Consider the following 1,297-nt stretch of genomic DNA (forward strand, 5'->3'; position numbering starts at 1 on the left):
CGTCCCGCTGGACTACGCCCGCCCCGGCGGCCGGCAGATCGAGCTGACCGTCAGCCGGATGCCGGCCACCCAGCGCGACCCGGCCAACAGCAAGCGCAAGGTGCCCCGGCAGGGCGCCCTCGTCTACAACCCCGGCGGCCCCGGCGCCTCCAGCCTGAACTTCCCGATGATCGGCGTGATCCCCGAGTGGCAGCGCATCGCCTCCGCCTACGACCTGGTCGGGTACGCCCCGCGCGGGGTCGCGCCCTCGGCCCCGCTGTCCTGCGAGAAGCCGGGGGAATTCTTCAAGGCGCCCTCGCTCGCCCCGGTCCACCCCACCGAGGCGTACAAGCGGGAGCGGATCGCGCGGGCGAAGGCGTACGCGCGCGGCTGCGCCGAACGGTCGGGCAGCGGGCTGGAGTTCTACAACTCCCTCAACAACGCCCGTGACCTGGACGTCCTGCGGGCCGCGCTCGGCGAGTCCCGGCTGACCTTCATGGGTGCCTCGTACGGCACCTACGTGGGCGCCCTGTACGCCGCCCTCTTCCCCGGTCACGTACGGCGGATGGTGCTGGACTCGGCGGTGGACCCGGACCCGGCGAAGGTCTGGTACCGCGAGAACCTGGCTCAGTCGGCCGCGTTCGAGGACCGCTGGGCCGACTTCCGCGCCTGGGTGGCCCGCCACCATGACGTGTACGGCCTCGGCGCGACCCCGGCCGCCGTGCAGCACTCCTACGACACCGCGAGCGACCGGCTCCAGGCGCACCCGGCGGACGGCAAGGTCGGCCCCGGGCAGCTGCAGAACACGTTCCTGATGGCCGGGTACTACGACGACTACTGGCCGAGCCGGGCCGCCGCCCTCGCCGCCTATCTGAAGGGCGACGCCGAACCGCTGGTCCGGCTGGGCGCGCCCAGCCCGGAGACGGCCGCCGAGGCGGAGAACGGCAGCGCGGTGTACACGGCCGTCGAGTGCAACGACGCGACCTGGCCGGCCGACTTCGGGGTCTGGGACCGCGACAACACCCGCCTCGCCCGCACCGCCCCCTTCGAGACCTGGGACAACGCCTGGACGAACCTGCCGTGCGCGTACTGGCCCGCGCGCCGTCAGGTCCCGCTCGACGTGCGCACCGGTCCCGGCGAGACCCCGCCGGTGCTGATCCTCGCGGCCGAGCGGGACGCGGCCACCCCGTACGACGGGGCGCTGGAGCTGAACCGGCGGCTGGCCGGATCCACGCTGGTCACCGAGCGGGACGCGGGCACGCACGGCATCGGCGGCGGCCCCAACCGGTGTGTCAACGCCCACTTGGACGCCTACCTG

1 protein-coding gene is annotated in these 1,297 nt (G+C 73.9%); it reads left to right on the forward strand.

Features of this window, described 5'->3' with window-relative positions:
* Positions 1-1,297 (forward strand): alpha/beta hydrolase (locus GT030_RS12065; protein WP_161201110.1); only part of this gene is annotated, 1,297 nt, incomplete at both ends.

Source organism: Streptomyces sp. SID1328 (assembly GCF_009865595.1).
GTDB lineage: Bacteria > Actinomycetota > Actinomycetes > Streptomycetales > Streptomycetaceae > Streptomyces > Streptomyces griseoluteus.